This window comes from uncultured Sphaerotilus sp. (assembly GCF_963924895.1).
Lineage (GTDB): Bacteria > Pseudomonadota > Gammaproteobacteria > Burkholderiales > Burkholderiaceae_C > Sphaerotilus.
The window spans coordinates 120472-137445 of the sequence record NZ_CAWURG010000022.1 but is presented as its reverse complement, the minus strand read 5'-3'; the positions used below and the strand labels follow the sequence as shown (position 1 = coordinate 137445).

Genomic DNA, 16974 nt, shown 5'->3' with positions numbered 1-16974 from the left:
CATGAAACGCCTCGCAGCGCTGAGTGCCGCAGTGGTCCTGGCGGCACTGGCCGGTTGTGCCTCTGGCCCGACCGCACCGCTGCCGACGGTGCCCACCGTCGACCTGGCGCGCTACACCGGCGCCTGGTACGAAGTCGCCTCGCTGCCCAACCGCTTCCAGAAGCAGTGCGTGGCCGACACCCAGGCCCGCTACCGCCAGACCGGCGCCGACATCGAGGTCGTCAACCGCTGCCGCACCGCAGATGGCAAGGTCGACGACATCACCGGGGTCGCCAAGGTCGTCCCGGACAGCGGCAATGCCAAGCTGCGGGTGAGCTTCTTCCGGCCGTTCTACGGCGACTACTTTGTGCTGGCGCTCGGGACCGGGCCGGACTACGGCTGGGTGCTGGTGGGCGAGCCGACGCGGAAGTTTGGCTGGGTACTCTCGCGCACGCCGACCATCGCGCCGGCCGATCTGGAAACGGCCCTGGCCCGCGCCGAGGCGCTGGGCTTTGTGCGTGCAGCCTTCACGACCACACCGCAGACCCATCCGCTGGACTAGTTCGGCAGGTTCTCGGCGCGCATAGGATTCGCATCCCGGTGCGTCACTTGCCAGATTTATCGAGATTGCACCCGGGGTACCTGCCAGTTCGCGCTTACGCTTGCGTCGGGCCAGACTTAGACTGAGGATCGACCCGTCCTTGGCTGGCGTACGCAAGCACCAGCCCAGTTCAACCAGCCGAAAAGAGTCTCGACATGTCTGCCTTGATGCATCTCATCTACAGCAGCGCAGCCACCCAGGTCTTCACCCCGGAAGACCTCGTGGCGCTGCTCGCCCTGGCCCGCAAGAAGAACGCCTCGCTGGCGGTCACTGGCATGCTGCTCCACATCGACGGCAGCTTTCTGCAGGTGCTGGAGGGCGAGCCGGAAGCCGTGGATGGCATCTTCCGCACCATCTCGGCCGACCCGCGCCACACCCAGATCGTCACCATCATCCGCGAACCCATCCCGCGCCGCGCGTTCAGCGACTGGAGCATGGGCTATGCCAATGTCACGGCCGAGGAACTGGCCGAGCTGGACGGTGCGAATGACTTCTTCACCGGCGCTGCCTGCCTGACCCGGCTCAACTCCGGCCGCACCAAGAAGCTGCTGGGCGCGTTCAAGGAAGGCCGCTGGCGCAGCCGCCTGTCGAGCGCCGCGCTGGCCGCCTCCTCGGCCCGCCGCGAGCCCGCGCTGCGTGAGCGTCCGCCGATCTCGTTCGCGTTCGAGCCGATCTATGACGCCAACGAAAACGCCATCGTCTCGTACGAGGCCCTCCTCTGCAGTCAGGATGGCGGCCCGCCGGACGAGGCGCTGAACCAGTGCAATACGGCGCTGGACCGCGCCCGTCTGGACATGGAAGCGCGCGTGCTCGCCATTGGTCTGGCGGCGCGGCTGGCCCTGCCCTGCGGCCTGACGCTGAGCCTGCGCGCCCACCACGCCGACCAGGCCGCGCAGGCACTGCGCTCGGTGCTCGACACCGCCACGCAGTGCGGCGTCGAGGCCGACCGCATCACCATCGCCATCGACCAGGACCAGCTGATCGGCGATCCGGTGGCCTTCGCGTCGATCATCCAGCAGTACCGCGGTGCCGGCCTGAAGATCAGCGTCGACCACTTCGGCGCTGGCCGCTCCGGGCTGAGCCAGGTCGAGTCCTACCAGCCCGACAGCATCGCGCTGGACGAGAACCTCGTGCGCGACATCGCCTCGAACGGGCCGCGCCAGGCCATCGTGCGCGGCATCATCCAGACCTGCGACGACCTGGGCATCGACGTGGTCGTCAAGCACGTGTGCCTGCCGGTCGAATACGAATGGTTCCGCAACGAGGGCGTGTCGCTCTTCCAGGGACCGCTGATCGGGCAGCCGAAGTTCGAGGCACTGACCCGCGACCTGCCGGTGCCGGAGCAGTGGCTGCCATGATCCGTCTGCCGCAATTCACGTTCGCGTTCCAGCCAATCGTCAACGTGGTCAGCGGCGAGATCGCGTCATACGAAGCGCTGGTGCGTGGTCCGAACGGGGAGCCGGCCTGGCAGGTGCTGACCCAGGTCGGACCGCTGGATCTGCACGCGCTCGACAAGCAGCTGCGCATCGAGGCCATCCGGCTGGCGTCGATGCTCGGCGGCCCGTGCAACCTGAACCTGAACCTGATGCCACGCAGCCTGGACCTGTCGTCCGAGGCCATCACCTCCACGCTGGAGATGGCCGAACGCTGCGGACTGCGCGCCGAGCACATCACGCTGGAGATCACCGAGGGCGAGATCATCGACGACCTGAAGAAGTTCGCCGACATGGTCAACACCCACCGGAGTTCCGGCGTGCACTTCGCGATCGACGATTTCGGTGCCGGCTACGCGGGCCTGAACCTGCTGGCCGAGTTCCAGCCGGACTCGATCAAGCTGGACATGTCGCTGGTGCGCGGCATCGAGAGCCGCGGCCCGCGCCAGGCCATCGTGCGCGGCATCCACCGCACCTGCATCGACCTCGGCATCGACGTCATCGCCGAAGGCGTGGAAACCGAAGCCGAGTACTGGTGGTTCCGCCAGGAAGGCATCGAGCTGTTCCAGGGCTACTTGTTCGCCCGGCCGGGCCTGCGGCAGATGCCGCTGGCCTTCTACCCCCCATCGACCTGAGCGCGGCTCAGCGCCTGCGCGCAGCGCGGGCCACCTGCTCGCACACCGCGAGCGTCTCCACCGCCACATCGTCCCAGGTCCGGCTCATCGCTGCGGCGATCGCCGGCCGGTCCCACGGCTGGTCCAGCGCCTGCCGCAGGGCCTTGGCCAGCGCCTCGGCGTTCTTCGGCGGGATCAGGATGCCGTTGTCTGCGTGCAGGATCTCGCGCGTGCCGCCCACGTCGGTGGCCACCACGGGACGCCCGCACGCCACACCCTCCACCACCACGTTCGGATAGCCCTCGCTCCAGCTCGGCAACGTCAGCACGTCGGCGGCGTTGATCCACTCGGCGACCTGCTCGGGCGCCTGACCCCCCGGCAGGTGGACACGCTCGGTCAACCCGGTGGAGGCCACCAGCGCCATCAGCTCCGCCTTCATCACGCCATCGCCGACGAGGGCCAGCGTCACCTTGGGATCGTCCTTGGCGAGCTGCTGGAAGGCGGTGATCAGCTCGCGCATGCCCTTGGCTTCGACGAAGCGGCCGACGTAGACGATCATCTTCTCGTCCGGCTTCACGCCCCACTTCGCCCGCAGCGCCGGCTGGTCCAGCGGCTTGAAGACGGCGGTGTTGAAGCCGTTGATGATGGTGTGGACCCGCTCGGCCGGCGCGCCGAACTCGCGGATCGCGTACTGGCGCATCGCCTCGCTCACGGTGAGCAGCGCGTCGATGCCGCCGATGGTGCGGCGCGTCATCTTCTCGTTCACGCCCGAGCGGACGTGGATGTCCGAGCCCAGCGCCCCGACGATGCAGGGCACACCCAGCGCGCGCGCCGTCCGCATCGCCGCAAAGCCGTCCGGATAGACCCAGTACGCCAGCACCAGGTCCGGCTTGAAGCGGCGCACGCGCGGCGTCAGCGCGAGGCTGGCGATGTGGCCGTTGTAGCCGCGGCTGACCACCGGCACGCCGGGGAAGGTGAAGGCCTCGACGTCGCAGCCGTCCAGCGTGTAGTCCGGGCCGACCGAGCCGTAGATGAAGCTGCGCGGCTTGAACCCGGGGATGCGCGGGTACTGCATCGTCTGGAAGAAGGTCTTCACCGTGGCGAGCTTGCCCAGCGAACGGGCGGTTTCGTGGATGTAGCGGCCCCGCGTCTGGTCGTGCGGAACGGGCAGCATGGGAGTGACGAGGGCAATGCGCAGCATCTTGGGCTCGGAGAGCGGAGAAATCGGACAGGCCCGGATTGTCATGGCAAACCATGACAGCGATCGCCGGATGCGCTCAGCGGCGCAAGGTTGGACTGTCGAGTACCAGGGAGGAGCCCTCCAGCCGCACGGCGCCGGGCGGCTGCGCGCTGCCCGCCAGCACGCGGTCGATGGGGCCCACGATGACCGTGCGCAGCCGCTCCGGCGTCCAGTGACGCTGGGCGAAGGCCCGCACCTGTCCCGGGGTGACCGCCTCCAGCCGCTGCGGCCAGCGGGCCAGATGCCCCGGTGCGCCGCCCATGGCCCAGTCGCCACCGATGCGGGCGACCATGCCGCTGGTGGTGTCGAGCTGCCGGGCGAACTCCCCGACCAGCGCCGCCCGGCGGGCCGCCAGTTCCGCCGGTGTGACCGGCTGCTGCACCAGCCCGAGGAGCTGGCTCTGCATCAGCGCGGCCACCTCGGCCGCATGGGCATGGTCGGTCTGCGCCGCGGCGACGAACAGGCCCGTCAGGCGCTGCTGTTCCATCCGACCGCTCACGCCGTAGGACAGGCCGCGCCGGATGCGTACCTCCTGGTTGAGCCGGGCCGAATAGCCCGCGCCCATCACCGCCACCGCCAGCGTGCCAGCCGCGTGGTCGGGCGCGTCGGTGCCGACGAAGGGCGCGCACAGCAGCACGCTGGTCTGGGCCGCCGCCGGCAGGTGGACCAGCAGGGTCGGTGCGAGCACCGGGGCCAGCGCATCCGAGGGGGCCTCGCGGGGCTCGGCCGGCGGTGGCTCGGTGGTCAGGCGCCAGTCGTCCAGCACCGGCCCGACCACCGCCCGCGCGCCCGCCAGGTCGATGTCGCCCGCCAGCACCACGGCCACCCGGTCCGGCCGCACCCAGCGGCGGTGCAGCGCCACGACATCGTCGCGCCGGACGGCCATCACGCTCTCGGCCGTGGTGACCTCGCCCTGGGCATCGCGCCCCCAGGCGGTGCGGTGGGCGACCAGTGCCGCGAGCACCGCCGGATCCTGCCGCCGCAGGGCCAGCGCGTCGCGCATCTGCGCCCGCACGCTCTGCAGGTCCGCCGCAGCCAGCAGCGGATGGCGCAGCAGATCGGCCAGCAGCGCCAGCGCGGCCGGGATCCGGGGCGTGAGCACCGTCATCTCCAGCGCGATCAGGCGCTCCTCGACGCGCACGGTCACCGTCCCGCCCAGCGCCTCGGCCTGCCGGGACAGCGCGACGCCATCGACCGCGCGGCCACGCCGCAGCGCGCCCCGAGTCAACAGCTGCGCCAGCAGCTCGGCACAGCCACGGCGCCCGGGGAGATCGAAGGCCGGTCCGCAGCGCACCAGCAGCGCCACGCTGGCCAGTGGCAGACCGGGGCGCGGCGAGACGATCAGCGTGAGGCCGTTGTCGCCGCGCACCTCCTCGGAACGCGCGGGTACCTGCAACGGCAGGGCCGGGCCTGGCTCCGGCAAGGCCGGCGGCGGCGCCGAGCGCTCGCTGACCCGGGTGACGGCCTGCCCGGCCGCGGCAGACGGCGCGGACCGTGGCCCCGGTGCGCCACAGCCACCCGCGGCCGAGCCCAGCGTCAGGGCGCCGCCGCGCACCAGCCAGTGCCCGAAGCTGCGGCGTTTCATGCCAGCCCCCCGGGCAAGGCCGCGGGCGGGCCCTGCACATAGCGCAAGGCCACCGCCGGCACCCCCAGCACATGCGTGCGCAGCACGCGCTGCACGTCCTCGGCGCGCACGGCCTGCAGTTGCGCCAGTTCCGCGTCCACCGCCCCCGCGTCCTGCCGCCGCACGATCGACCAGCCGACCGCCAGCGCGCGGCCCTCGGCGGTCTGGCGCGCCACCAGCGCCTCGGTAAGCAACTGCGTGCGCACCTTGTCGAGTTCGCCGATCGGGATGCTGCCGTGGGCCAGCCGGTGCACGGCCCGCAGCAGCGCGGCATCCAGCTGCGGCAGCCGGGGATCGTTGCGCGCCTCACCGCCGACCACCGCCGGCCCCGCGGCGATCGCCCAGGCGCTGAGCATGCCGGCGTCGGCATGCAGATCGACGCCAAAGCCCGCACTCTGCGCCAGCCGGGCCCGCTCGACCAGCCCGACCGAGAGGCGGGACGAATCCCCCTGCCCCAGCAAGGCGCCCGCCACGCGCAGCGGCGCGGCGTCCGTGTGGGCTGCGCCCGGCGCCTGCCACAGCAGCGCCAGCGCCGGTGCCGGCACCTGCGGTGCCGACAGGGTGAGCGCCTGCCCGCGCTCGCGGCGTGGCTCCCGCAGCGTCACCCGTGGCACGGGGGTGCCGGGCGCGGTCAGCGGGCCGAAATAGCGGTCCACCCAGGCATCGACCCGTGCGGGATCGATGTCACCGGCCACGATCAGCGTGGCGTTGTCGGGCCGGTAGTAGGTGGCGTGGAAACGCTGCACATCGTCGAGGGTGGCCGCATTCAGGTCCTCGACCCGGCCGATCACCGGATGGCGGTAGGGGTGGACCCGCCACAGGGCCGGCGCCATGGCGTTGAAGAGCCGGCCGTAGGGATCGACCAGCACCCGCTGGCGGAACTCCGACGCCACCACCGCCCGCTCGCTGAGGAACTGCGGCTCGGTGACCAGCAGCTGCGCCATGCGCTCGGCCTCGGCCCAGAGCAGGCGCTCGACGTGGTTGGCCGGCACGACGTTGAGGTAGGCGGTCGCATCCTCGGTGGTGAAGGCGTTGTTCTGGCCCCCCACGTCCTCGGTCAGGCGGTCGAAGGCCTCGTCGGCGAGGTGGCGGGTGCGCTTGAACATCATGTGCTCGAACAGGTGCGCGAAGCCCGAGCGGCCGGGCGGATCGTCCTTGCCGCCGACCCGGTACCAGACCTGCAGCGCGGCCGTGCCCGTGCCAGCGCGCCCGGCAACCGGCGCGTCCGGCATCAGCACCACCTGCAAGCCGTTGCGCAGCAGCCGCACCCGCGGCGACAGCGCCGGCACACGCACCGCAGGCATCGGCGCCTGGGCCTGTACCCGCACCGGCAGGCCCGCCAGTCCGCCGCCGGCCAGCAGGGCCACAGCAGCACCCTGCCGCAGCAGTCGACGGCGTGGCGCCTGCAGGGCCTCAGGGCGCACCAAGGTCGGTGTCCTGTGCATGGTGGAAACGCAGTCCGTTGCGGCCCTCGCGCTTGACTTGGTACATGGCGGTATCGGCACGGCGCATCAACGTGGTTTCGTCCTCGCCATCATCCGGGTAGACGGCGATGCCGATGCTGAAGGACACGTGCAGATTGGCTGCACCGATCCGGTAGGGATGCGCCACCGCCGCCAGAATGTGGCGCGCCACCTCGGCCGCGTCTTCGGCCACGTTGATCTGTGGCAACAGCACCACGAACTCGTCGCCCCCGAGCCGGCAGACCGTGTCGCTGGCCCGCACGGCGCCCTGCACGCTGGCGGCAACCTGGCGCAGCAGTTCGTCGCCCACGTCATGGCCCTGCCGGTCGTTGATCTGCTTGAAGTGGTCGAGGTCCAGGAACATCAGCGCCAGACAGCCCCCGCTGCGCCGGGCCAGTTGCAGCGCCTGCTGCAGGCGGTCCTGCAGCAGCAGGCGGTTGGGCAGACCGGTCAGCGCGTCGTGCTGGGCCTGGCGCGCCAGCGTGCGGGCGAGTTCGTGCGCGGTGGTCGTGTCCTGGAAGGTCGCGACCGCGCCGATCAGGGCGCCACTGTCCGGATCCCGCATCGGCGTGATCGTCTCGCGGATGACGCGGCTGCTGGCGTCCCGGTGCAGCAGCCGGGAGGACTCGCCATTGAGGCAGTGCCCGTCGCGCAGGCAGGCCAGCACCGGATCGACCAGCGGCTCCCCGCTGTCCAGATGGCACCGGCGCACGACCGTGCCATAGAACTGGCCCACGGCCTGCGCGGCGGGCCAGCCCGTCATCGCGACCGCGGCAGGATTGAAGCTGACGATGCAGCCCCGCTCGTCGGTGCCGATCACTGCATCCCCGATGCTGGCCAGCATCACCGACATGCGCTGGAACTGCGCCGACAACTGCTCGGCCAGCCGCTTGCGGGTGACGTCCTCGAGGATGGCCAGCGCGCGGCCGGCACGCCCGCGCGCGTCGCGCTCGCAGGTCGAGGACAGCAGCACGTCGACCAGCTGCCCGTCCCGGCACACCATGCGCAGCTCGATGTCGTGGAGTTCGCCGGTGCGCAGCAGGACCGGCCAGGCCTGCTGGAGCATCCGCTGGCGTGAGGGGCCGTCCAGGAACTCGGTGGCCTGCCGTCCGACGACCTCGTCTGCCGGGTACCCCAGGCGCTCCAGCCAGCGCTGGCTGACGGCCACGATGCGGCCCTCCGCGTCGATCGAGTGCAGCATCGCGGGCGAGTACTCGTAGAGCTGCCGCAGGCGCTCGCGTTCACGCTCCAGCGCGCGCTGGCGTCCACGCGCCGACTCCATCGCCGCCGCCAGCAGCAGCGGCGGCAGCAGCGCGGCGAGCAGGGGCAGGTGCAGCATCAGCGTGTGCCACTCGCCATGGCCCGGGGGCAAGGCCAGCCCTCCGCGGGCGATGGTGGCCCCGACCGTCAGCGAAACCAGCCAGACCTGCAGCACGACGTCCAGAAACCGCAGCCGCATGGCCGCCGCCAGCATCGGCAGACCCAGGTAGACAAACGGGAACGGCAGGTGCGACAGGGTCAGCGCCGCGGTGGCGATGGACAGGGCCATCATGGCCACCGTCTCGCCGGTCACCAGTTGCCGGACCACCGCACGCACGCCCTCGCCGCTCCAGGTCCGGATCAGCGACAGACCCAGCGGCAGGAGCGCGGAGGTGCCGATCAGGCTGCCCTCGAACCAGGACAGCCACAGCGCGGTGCTGGACTGGCCGTTCACCCCGGAGCCACCCAGCAGCGGCACGGACAGCGTCGCCCCGCACAGTGCGGGCAGCAAGGCGGCCCGGCACCAGACCCGCCAGCCCGCCATCGGACTGCGGTGGATGAGGCGCCAGTCCGCGCTGCGCGACAGCATCCAGCCGCCCAGCACCATCTCGCCCAGGTTGGGCACGGCATACAGCACGGCCGAGCGCAGATCCGCCCCGGCCAGAACGTTGGTGGCCAGCAATCCGGCCGCCAGCGCCAGCAGCGCCGCCCACCACCGCCCGCGCGCCGCCACCAGCAGGCAGCATGCGCCGAAGGCATTGGCATACCAGAGCGTGGCCATGCCGACTTCGCGGCACGACAGTGCGATCGACAGGCCCGCCAGCGCGGCGCAGCCCGCCGCCATCGCCAGATGGGACCACCACGGCGGCCCGACGATTCGGCGATCTACAGCGGGCTGCAGCTCTTCTTCCAGTTCCGATATCACCTGACAACCCCCGACGCATGCGCGATTCAGCGACCGCCCGACCCTATTCTTGGCCGGATACGGCGCAATGACCAATCCGTATCAACGACGAGACCGGCCGCGCCGATCCGGCAACCGCGTCGGCGGCAAATCAGCCGGTACGGCTTGGTCTCGCGATTCTGGCGCCTCCTGATCCGCTCCGGCGGCATCGCGCAAGGCCAAAGCGTGTTCATACAACGCATTGCGGGCGCCGCCTGTCACCTGGGCCGTCAGCGACACCGCCTGTTTGAGGGGGAGTTCGGCCATCAGCGTGCGCAGCAGGTGGTCGGTGGAGACGGCGCCGGCGTCGTCCTGGGCCGCTTCGGAGGCGCCGCGCGCGTGCAGCACCAGCACGAACTCGCCGCGCCGGTGGTCCGCGTCCGCCGCCAGCCAGGCCGGGAACGCGGCGCAGTCCAGCGTGTGGATGTCCTCGAACTGCTTGGTGAGTTCGCGGCAGACGGTCAGGCGCCGCGTCGGCAGCCCCTCGGCCAGCGCGTCGGCCAGGGCCTCGATGCGGTGCGGCGCCTCGAACAGCACGCAGGTGCCCGGATCGCTGTCGAGCGTGCGCAGGTCCTGCGCGCGTGCGGCAGCCTTGGGCGACACGAAGCCGACGAAGCGGAACCCGCCACCCGCCACATCGCCCGCGGCGCTGAGCGCCGTCACCACGCTGCTCGCGCCGGGCAGCGGCACCACGCGGAAGCCCGCGGCCCGCACCGCAGCGACCAGCCGCGCGCCGGGATCGGAGATCGCCGGCGTGCCCGCATCGCTGACGTAGGCCACGCGCTCGCCGCGGGCCAGACGCTCGATCACCAGCGGCGCGGCGGATTCCTCGTTGTGCTCGTGCAGCGCGATCAGCGGCCGGTGCAGGCCCAGGCGCTGCAGCAGCCCGGCGCTGACCCGCGTGTCCTCGCAGGCCACGGCGTCCACCAGCGAGAGCACGTGGATGGCGCGCAGGCTCATGTCGGCCATGTTGCCGATGGGGGTGGCCACGACATACAGTGCCGAGGCGGGGTGCTGCTGGTGCCCCGCTGCCGCGCTGGCGGCTTGCAGGATCAGGGGGGAAACGATGGTGTCGAGGCTCACGGGCAGCAATCGCGAAGAACGCAGGGACAGGAAGGACGTCGGCGATGCCGGCGAGGACCGCGCCTTGGCGCATCTGCAACAGCAGGGACTCGTGCTGGTGCAGCGCAATTATCGGGTCGCCGGTGGTCCGTCCGTCCGCGCCGGCGAAGTCGATCTGATCATGCGCGACCGGGACCGCGAGGGCACGCTGGTGTTCGTCGAGGTGCGCCGACGCGGCAGCTTCGACCACGGGGGCGCCGCGGCCAGCGTGACACGGTCCAAGCAGATGCGGGTCATCTTCGCGGCGCGCCACTACCTGCAGCGCCATTGCCGGGTCTGGCCGCCGTGCCGCTTCGACGTGGTCGCCATCGATGGCGAGTCGCTGACGTGGCTGGTCGCGGCCTTCGATGCCGGCTGATTCAGGTTGATCCGACGCTGAAATCGAACGCTCATCTGGCTGGAATATCATCGGCCATGCTTGAGCAACGCATACAGCAACAGTTTTTCGACAGCGCCGACCTGAAATACGCCGCCGCGGAGGTGCTCACACGCCCCGTGAGCGAAGCCGCCCAGGTGCTGCTGAACGCCATCACGTCGGGCTGCAAGGTCCTCGCGTGCGGCAACGGCGGCTCCGCGGGGGATGCCCAGCATTTCGCCGCCGAGTTCGTCGGCCGCTTCGAGCGCGAGCGCCCGGGGCTGGCCGCGCTGTCGATGTCCACCGACACCTCCATCCTGACGGCGATCGGCAACGACTACGCCTTCGACCAGATCTACGCCAAGCAGGTGCAGGCGCTGGGCCAGCCGGGGGACGTGCTGCTGGCCATCACCACCAGCGGCAACTCGGCCAACATCCTCGAAGCCATCGACGCGGCGCACCAGAAGGACATGGTCGTCGTGGCCCTCACCGGCAAGGGCGGCGGCAAGGTCAACAACGCGCTGAACGAGGGCGACATCCACATCTGCGTCCCGCACGACCGCACGGCCCGCATCCAGGAAGTGCACCTGCTGGTGATCCACTGCCTGTGCGATGCGGTCGATGTCTCACTGCTTGGAGAATGAGCCGATGGCTTTGCTGCTGAACCACTCCCGCCTGTCCCGTCCCCTGTCGGCCATCGTGACCGCTGCGGCCCTGTGCACCGCGCTGGCCGGCTGCGCGCCGCTGCTGGTGGGCGGTGCGGCCGTCGGTGGCGCGATGGTGGTGACCGATCGGCGCAGCTCGGGCATGCAACTGGAAGACGAGACGATCGAGCTGAAGGCCGGCCAGCGCATCCGCGCCACGGTGGGCGAGCGCTCGCATGTCAATGTCACCAGCTACCAGCGCCAGGTGCTGCTGACCGGCGAGGTCTACAACGAGGCGGACAAGGCAGCGATCGAAGCCGCCGTCGGCAAGGTCGACGGCTTGAAGTCGGTGATCAATGACCTGGCCGTGATGTGGCCAAGTTCGACCAGCGAGCGTTCGCGCGACCTGCTGCTGGCCGGCAAGATCAAGGCCACCTTCGTCGATGCGGCCGGCCTGGCGTCCAACGCCTTCACGGTGGTGACCGAACGCGGCGTCGTCTACCTGATGGGCCGCGTGACCGAGGAAGAGGCCACCCGCGCGATCGAGCTGGCCCGCGCGGTGCCCGGTGTCGTGAAGGTGGTGCGGCTGATCGACGTGATCACCCCCGAGCAGCTCAAGAACCTCAAGGGCCGCTGAGCAGCAGCCCTTGAGGCTCAGCGCAGGCGCCGGACCAGGCTGGAGGTGTCCCAGCGCCGGCCACCCAGGGCCTGCACCTCGGCGTAGAACTGGTCGACCAGCGCCGTGACCGGCAGCCGCGAGCCATTGCGGCGCGCCTCGTCCAGCACCAGCCCGAGGTCCTTGCGCATCCAGTCCACCGCGAAGCCGAACTCGAACTGGTCGTCGACCATGGTCTTGCCGCGGTTGTCCATCTGCCAGCTCTGCGCGGCACCCTTGCCGATGACGTCGAGCACCTGCTTCATGTCCAGCCCGGCGTTCTGACCGAAGGCGATCGCTTCCGACAGGCCCTGCACCAGCCCGGCGATGCAGATCTGGTTGACCATCTTGGCGAGCTGGCCCGCGCCACTCTCGCCCAGCAGCGTGATGGCGCGCGAAAACGCCATCGCCACCGGCCGCATCGTCTCGAACGCCGCCGCGTCACCGCCGCACATGACGGTCAGCACGCCATTGACCGCACCCGCCTGACCACCGGACACCGGCGCGTCGATGAACTGCCCGCCCTGTGCCACGGCCAGTGCCGCCAGCTCGCGCGCCACATCCGCCGAGGCGGTGGTGTGGTCGACCAGCAGACCGCCCTTGCGCAGGCCCGCCAGCGCGCCATCCGCACCCAGCACGACCGAGCGCAGGTCGTCGTCGTTGCCGACGCACAGGAAGACGATGTCCGCCTGCTGCGCCGCTTCGCGCGGCGTCAGGGCCATCGCGGCGGACAGGCCTTCGGCCGTGTGCTGCGCCACCCAGGCTTCGGCGCGGGCCGCGGTGCGGTTGTAGACGGTCACGCGGTGGCCGGCGCGCGCGAGGTGGCCGGCCATCGGGCCGCCCATCACGCCCAGGCCGATGAAGGCCACTGCTTGGGGAGGGACAGAGTCGTAGAGTTTGGTCATGGCGTGTCAATAACGGCGGTCTTCAGCGATGCTCAGGCCGCCAGTGTCGGTGGGCTTGCCAGTGCGGGCGCGCATGCTGTTGAGCTTGATCTGCAGCCGCAGATCGTTGACCGAATCGGCATTGCGCAGGGCGTCAGCCTCCGTAATGTAATAGCCTTCGTAGAGATCGAAGAGGGCCTGGTCGAAGGTCTGCATGCCGTGCTCGCGGCCCTTCTTCATCACCTCCTTGATCGCCGACACCTCGCCCTTGAAGATCAGGTCGGAGATGAAGGGCGTGTTGAGCAGGATCTCGACCGCGGCGATGCGGCCCGCGCCGTCCTCGCGGGGGATCAGGCGCTGCGAGACCATCGCCTTCAGGTTCAGCGACAGGTCCATCAGCAGCTGGTCGCGGCGCTCTTCGGGGAAGAAGTTGACGATGCGGTCCAGCGCCTGGTTGGCGCTGTTGGCGTGCAGCGTGGCCATGCAGAGGTGGCCGGTTTCGGCGAAGGCCACCGCGTGCTGCATCGTCTCGCGGTCGCGGATCTCGCCCATCAGGATCACGTCGGGGGCCTGGCGCAGGGTGTTCTTCAGCGCGGCCTCCCAGGTCAGCGTGTCGATGCCGACCTCGCGCTGGGTGATGATGCAGTTCTTGTGCGGATGCACGAACTCGACCGGATCCTCGATGGTGATGATGTGGTCGCAGGCCGCCTCGTTGCGGTGGTCGACCATGGCGGCCAGCGAGGTGCTCTTGCCCGAGCCGGTGGCGCCGACCAGGATGACCAGCCCGCGCTTGACCATCGTGATGTCCTTCAGGATGCTGGGCAGCCCGAGCTTGTCGATGCTGGGCAGGTCCTTCGGGATGGTCCGCAGCACCATGCCGACCTGCCCCTGCTGCACGAAGGTGTTGACGCGGAAGCGCCCGATGCCCTGCGGCGAGATCGCGAAGTTGCACTCCTTGGTGCGCTCGAACTCGGCCGACTGCTTGTCGTTCATGATCGAGCGGGCCAGCGCCATCGTGTGCTGGCTCGACAGCGGCTGCGGCGAAACCTTGACGACCTTGCCGTCGACCTTGACGGCCGGCGGAAAGTCGCAGGTGAGGAACAGATCCGATCCTCCGCGCGAGACCAGCAGGCGCAGCAGATCGTTGATGAATTTGGAGGCCTGGTCGCGTTCCATGGTGGGATTCGTCGGGGGTGGAACGGCGTCAGCCGGGGAAATTCTCGGGCGAACGGGCCTTGGAGCGGGCCTCGGCCGCCGTGATCTGGCCGCGGCGCAGCAGGTCGGCAAGGTTCTGGTCCAGCGTCTGCATGCCCTGGCCCTGACCGGTCTGGATGACGGAGTACATCTGCGCCACCTTGGCCTCGCGGATCAGGTTGCGGATGGCGGGGGTGCCCAGCATGATCTCGTGCGCCGCGATCCGGCCGGTGCCGTCGCGGTTCTTGCACAGGGTCTGCGAGATCACCGCCATCAGCGACTCCGACAGCATCGCGCGGACCATGTCCTTCTCGTCGCCGGGGAAGACGTCGATGATCCGGTCGATGGTCTTGGCCGCGCTCGAGGTGTGCAGCGTGCCGAAGACCAGGTGGCCGGTTTCGGCAGCGGTCAGCGCCAGGCGGATCGTCTCCAGGTCGCGCAACTCGCCCACCAGGATCGCGTCCGGGTCTTCACGCAGCGCCGAGCGCAGGGCCGCCGCAAACGAATGGGTCTGCGTGAACACCTCGCGCTGGTTGACCAGGCATTTCTTGGATTCGTGGACAAACTCGATCGGATCCTCGACCGTCAGAATATGACCATACTCCGACTCGTTGAGGTGATTCACCATCGCCGCCAGCGTCGTGGACTTGCCGGAACCCGTCGGGCCCGTGACCAGCACCAATCCGCGGGGTTTCAGCGCGAGTTCGCCAAACACCTTGGGCGCGTTGAGGTCTTCCAGCGTCAGGATCTTGCTGGGAATGGTCCGGAACACCGCCCCCGCGCCGCGGTTCTGGTTGAACGCATTGACCCGGAACCGCGAAAGCCCTTGAATCTCAAAGGAAAAATCGCACTCCATGCTCTCCTCGTAGCTCTTGCGCTGCGAGTCGTTCATGACGTCGTAAACCATCTCGTGGATGCGCTTGTGCGGCAGCGGATCGACGTTGAGGCGGCGGACATCGCCATGAACCCGGATCATGGGCGGCATGCCCGCCGAGAGGTGCAAGTCTGACGCCTTGTTACGAACTGCAAACGTCAGTAGTTGTGTGATATCCATGCATTTGCTCCTACGGACCAGACGGCCAGTTTGCCGACTTTTCCGGAGGGAAAAGTGACGAAAAATGAAAACTTCGATCCGGATGATTATGACGACCATCACAAGCAACGTACAAGCCACACAAGCGCGGCTAAATCAGGCTTGTTTCACGGCAGGACGTCACCCAGAAACAGTACACCTCCTGGCCGTGAGCAAGTTGCATCCGGCCGAGGCGGTCCGCGAAGCCCACGCGGCCGGACTCTGCGCCTTTGGCGAGAACTACGTGCAGGAAGGCCTCGACAAGATCGCCGCGCTGGCCGATCTGCGCCCCGTGCTGGCGTGGCACCTGATCGGGCCGCTGCAGAGCAACAAGACCCGCGCTGTCGCCGAGGCCTTCGACTGGGTCCACAGCGTCGACCGCCTCAAGATCGCCCAGCGCCTGAGCGAGCAGCGCCCCGACGGCCTGCCGCCACTGAACGTGTGCCTGCAGGTCAACATCAGCGGCGAAGACAGCAAGAGCGGCGTGGCCCCGGCGGACGTGCCCGCGCTGGCCCGCGCCGTGGCCGCCCTGCCCCGGCTGCGGCTGCGCGGCCTGATGTCGATTCCGGAGCCCGAGACCGATCTGGAGGCCCAGCGCCGCCCGCACCGCGCGCTGCGTGGGTTGTTCGACCAGCTCAACGCCGAAGGCCTCGGGCTGGACACCCTGTCGATGGGCATGAGCGCCGATCTGGAAGCCGCCGTCCTCGAAGGCGCCACGCTGGTGCGCATCGGCACGGCGATCTTCGGCGCACGCACCTGAATCGGGGCAACGCATCGCTGCGTCCCCCGCCTTCGTCAAGGTCTGTTCACGCGCCGGGCCTTGAATCGCGCGTGAACAACCACACGTAGGAATGGTCGTAACGCCACAAGGAGCACGTCATGATCAAGATCGATGAACTGCGCGAGGGCTTCGGCTCGTTCTGGGACTCGGTGTCCGAAGGCTGGGACCGCCTGCGCCACACCGCGGCGGGCGCATTGACCCGCTTCAAGCCGGGCGAGCAGACCGCCCTGCCCGAGCGCGCCCAGATCGACGACCCGCTGCATTTCCCGGCGCAGTCCTGGTCCATGCTCGGCAGCGACGTGTTCGAGGACGAGCAGCGGCTGGTCGTGCGCATCGAGGCGCCGGGCATGGAGAAGGACAACTTCACCATCGAGATCAGCGGCGACACGCTGGTGGTGCGCGGCGAGAAGCGCTTCGAGGGCGAAACGACCGAGGGCCGCTGGCGCGTGCTGCAGTGCGCCTACGGGGCCTTCCAGCGCACGGTGCCACTGCCGGCTGCGGTGCGCGGCGACGATGCCAAGGCGAGCTACCGCAACGGCGTGCTCAAGATCGACCTGCCCAAGGTGCAGCCCGGCAAGCCGACATCGGTGAACATCAAGGTCGACTGAGGCACCGGCCAACACCCCACGGCGGCCATCACACCGCGATCGCCGCCGTGTTCTTCACCTCTTCCATCACCACATAGGTCCGCGTCTCGCGCACCCCGGGCAGCGCCCAGATCACCGTGCCGATGAAGGCGCGGTACGCCGCCATGTCGGCGACCCGGGTCTTCAGCAGGTAGTCGAAGCCGCCCGCGACCAGGTGGCACTCCAGGATCTCGGGGCGCACCTGCACGGCCGCGCGGAAGGTGTCCATCACGTCCTGCACCGTGCGGTCGAGCAGCACCTCGACGAACACCATCAGCCCGGCGCCGAGCCTGTTCGGGTCCAGCCGCGCCTCGTAGCCGAGGATGTAGCCGTCGCGCGTGAGGCGGCGCACGCGCTCCAGCACCGCCGTCGGCGACAGGTGCACCGCCTCGGCCAGCTTCAGATTGGAGATGCGTCCGTCGGCCTGGAGCAGTGCGAGGATGCGGCGGTCGATCTTGTCGATGTCGGTGCTCATGGAAAAATA

Annotated in this window: 17 protein-coding genes; 8 read left to right on the top strand and 9 right to left on the bottom strand. The window is 69.6% G+C overall.

Annotated elements, in window-relative coordinates; all coding sequences use genetic code 11:
• Position 1: 1 nt before the first annotated feature.
• The 3 genes from AABN02_RS09680 to AABN02_RS09670 all read left to right on the top strand — a co-directional run bounded on the left by AABN02_RS09680 (position 2) and on the right by AABN02_RS09670 (position 2648).
• The gene (locus tag AABN02_RS09680) at positions 2 to 541 is read left to right on the top strand and encodes a lipocalin family protein (protein WP_338414716.1); all 540 of its coding nucleotides are present in this window, start codon (positions 2 to 4) and stop codon (positions 539 to 541) included.
• Positions 542 to 735: 194 nt separating this feature from the next.
• Complete coding sequence (locus AABN02_RS09675) at positions 736 to 1938, top strand: diguanylate phosphodiesterase (RefSeq protein ID WP_338414715.1); 1203 nt, start codon at positions 736 to 738, stop codon at positions 1936 to 1938.
• Positions 1935 to 2648 carry an EAL domain-containing protein gene (locus tag AABN02_RS09670; protein ID WP_338414714.1) on the top strand — a complete coding sequence of 238 codons (714 nt, stop codon included), beginning with the start codon at positions 1935 to 1937 and terminating at the stop codon, positions 2646 to 2648. The genes AABN02_RS09675 and AABN02_RS09670 overlap by 4 nt, the downstream gene beginning before the upstream one ends.
• A gap of 7 nt (positions 2649 to 2655) precedes the next feature.
• Here AABN02_RS09670 and AABN02_RS09665 read toward each other — a convergent pair whose 3' ends face one another.
• From AABN02_RS09665 to rsmI, 5 genes are all read right to left on the bottom strand, one after another.
• Positions 2656 to 3801, bottom strand: a complete 1146-nt coding sequence (locus AABN02_RS09665) for a glycosyltransferase (protein ID WP_338414713.1) — start codon at positions 3799 to 3801, stop codon at positions 2656 to 2658.
• 103 nt (positions 3802 to 3904) lie between these two features.
• Positions 3905 to 5452, bottom strand: a complete 1548-nt coding sequence (locus AABN02_RS09660) for a pitrilysin family protein (protein WP_338414712.1) — start codon at positions 5450 to 5452, stop codon at positions 3905 to 3907.
• A complete protein-coding gene (locus tag AABN02_RS09655; protein ID WP_338414741.1) occupies positions 5449 to 6915 on the bottom strand; it encodes a pitrilysin family protein in 1467 nt (488 codons plus the stop codon). Before AABN02_RS09655 ends, AABN02_RS09660 begins: the two co-directional genes overlap by 4 nt.
• Positions 6905 to 9139, bottom strand: a complete 2235-nt coding sequence (locus AABN02_RS09650) for a diguanylate cyclase (protein ID WP_338414711.1) — start codon at positions 9137 to 9139, stop codon at positions 6905 to 6907. The genes AABN02_RS09655 and AABN02_RS09650 overlap by 11 nt, the downstream gene beginning before the upstream one ends.
• Before the next feature lie 81 nt (positions 9140 to 9220).
• The gene (gene rsmI / locus AABN02_RS09645) at positions 9221 to 10240 is read right to left on the bottom strand and encodes a 16S rRNA (cytidine(1402)-2'-O)-methyltransferase (RefSeq protein ID WP_338414710.1); all 1020 of its coding nucleotides are present in this window, start codon (positions 10238 to 10240) and stop codon (positions 9221 to 9223) included.
• On the opposite strand from rsmI, the gene AABN02_RS09640 reads away from it, so the two are divergent.
• Genes AABN02_RS09640 through AABN02_RS09630 form a run of 3 tightly spaced genes read left to right on the top strand, consistent with a single transcriptional unit; the run spans position 10224 to position 11915 of the window.
• Positions 10224 to 10637 (top strand): YraN family protein, encoded by a 414-nt coding sequence (locus tag AABN02_RS09640; RefSeq protein ID WP_338414709.1) that lies wholly within the window; start codon positions 10224 to 10226, stop codon positions 10635 to 10637. The two genes, rsmI and AABN02_RS09640, sit on opposite strands and share 17 nt — an antisense overlap.
• A 56-nt stretch (positions 10638 to 10693) precedes the next feature.
• Entirely contained in the window at positions 10694 to 11278 is a 585-nt protein-coding gene (locus AABN02_RS09635) for a phosphoheptose isomerase (RefSeq protein ID WP_338414708.1), read from the top strand.
• 4 nt (positions 11279 to 11282) lie between these two features.
• Positions 11283 to 11915 carry a BON domain-containing protein gene (locus tag AABN02_RS09630; RefSeq protein ID WP_338414707.1) on the top strand — a complete coding sequence of 211 codons (633 nt, stop codon included), beginning with the start codon at positions 11283 to 11285 and terminating at the stop codon, positions 11913 to 11915.
• Between the two features lie 17 nt (positions 11916 to 11932).
• Here the strand turns inward: AABN02_RS09630 and AABN02_RS09625 are convergent, their stop codons facing one another.
• Genes AABN02_RS09625 through AABN02_RS09615 form a run of 3 tightly spaced genes read right to left on the bottom strand, consistent with a single transcriptional unit; the run spans position 11933 to position 15065 of the window.
• Entirely contained in the window at positions 11933 to 12838 is a 906-nt protein-coding gene (locus tag AABN02_RS09625; RefSeq protein WP_338414706.1) for an NAD(P)-dependent oxidoreductase, read from the bottom strand.
• 6 nt (positions 12839 to 12844) lie between these two features.
• Positions 12845 to 13993, bottom strand: a complete 1149-nt coding sequence (locus AABN02_RS09620) for a PilT/PilU family type 4a pilus ATPase (RefSeq protein ID WP_338414705.1) — start codon at positions 13991 to 13993, stop codon at positions 12845 to 12847.
• A gap of 28 nt (positions 13994 to 14021) precedes the next feature.
• The gene (locus AABN02_RS09615; protein ID WP_338414740.1) at positions 14022 to 15065 is read right to left on the bottom strand and encodes a type IV pilus twitching motility protein PilT; all 1044 of its coding nucleotides are present in this window, start codon (positions 15063 to 15065) and stop codon (positions 14022 to 14024) included.
• An 88-nt stretch (positions 15066 to 15153) separates the two neighbouring features.
• On the opposite strand from AABN02_RS09615, the gene AABN02_RS09610 reads away from it, so the two are divergent.
• Positions 15154 to 15843 (top strand): YggS family pyridoxal phosphate-dependent enzyme, encoded by a 690-nt coding sequence (locus tag AABN02_RS09610; protein ID WP_338414704.1) that lies wholly within the window; start codon positions 15154 to 15156, stop codon positions 15841 to 15843.
• A gap of 119 nt (positions 15844 to 15962) precedes the next feature.
• A complete protein-coding gene (locus AABN02_RS09605) occupies positions 15963 to 16472 on the top strand; it encodes an Hsp20/alpha crystallin family protein (protein WP_338414703.1) in 510 nt (169 codons plus the stop codon).
• Between the two features lie 28 nt (positions 16473 to 16500).
• On the opposite strand, the gene AABN02_RS09600 is transcribed toward AABN02_RS09605, so the two are convergent.
• On the bottom strand, positions 16501 to 16965 hold the full coding sequence (locus AABN02_RS09600) for an Lrp/AsnC ligand binding domain-containing protein (RefSeq protein ID WP_338414702.1): 465 nt from the start codon (positions 16963 to 16965) through the stop codon (positions 16501 to 16503).
• Positions 16966 to 16974 lie beyond the last annotated feature (9 nt).